The sequence below is a fragment of the Ruegeria sp. CI1 genome (assembly GCF_056536925.1).
Map to the genome: position 1 here is coordinate 1 of NZ_JBQFQP010000037.1, position 821 is coordinate 821.

At 65.8% G+C, this 821-nt stretch carries 1 protein-coding gene; it reads right to left on the reverse strand.

What is annotated here, in order from left to right; all coding sequences use genetic code 11:
• A partial coding sequence (locus ACR0LZ_RS21140; protein ID WP_480752223.1) for a cadherin-like domain-containing protein occupies window positions 1–761 on the reverse strand: 761 nt, incomplete at its 3' end.
• Window positions 762–821 lie beyond the last annotated feature (60 nt).

Here is an 821-nt window from a genome sequence, read left to right on the forward strand (position 1 = left end):
ACATCGACAGTGATCTTGTCCTCGCCGCCGAAGCCGTCCGCAACCGTGTAGTCGAAGCTCGCCGGGCCGTCGTAACCCGCGTCGGGCGTGAAGATCACCTCGTCGTTGGTCGCGTCCAGATCGCCCTTGTCGTCGAGCACCACCGTGCCGTTGACCGCATCAGAGACCGACGCCACCGTCAGCGTGTCGCCGTCGGCATCCGTGTCGCCATCGAGCAGCGACGCCACCGGCAGCACCAGCGTCCCGTTTTCCGTGATCTCGAAGGTTTCAGCATCCGCGACCGGCGCCGTGTTGTCCTCGTCCGTCAGCCCGTCCTGGTCGTTGTCCTTGAAGTCGTTGATCTCCGGCGCGCCCGGATACACCGTGTCATCCGTATCGTCCGCGTCGCCCGCAACCCCAGACGTCCCCGCCGGTGCTGCGTAGGCCAACTGGTTCGTCGCCGCGTCATCCACGCCGAAGCCATCAAGATCCGCGTCCAGGTACCAGGTGAAGGGACCGTCGAGACCGTCGACAACCAGCGTCGCGCTGTTCGGCGTCTCGCCACCCTGACCGTCCGTCACCGTGTAGCTCACCGTCACCGTCGCGCTCTGGCCCGACGACAGCGTCTCGGCGAACTGGCCGGGATCGATGCTCAGAACCGCGCCAACCAGCCCGAACGACACCGCCGTACCGTTCTGGTCCTGCGCGCTCACAGACGTCACGCCAAGCGTGCCGCCATCGCTGTCCGATGCCCCGGCATCCCCCAGAAGATCGATCTCCACGACAGAGCCGTCTTCAGACACAGACCCCGCATCAATCGCGGAGGCAGAGGGCGGAACATT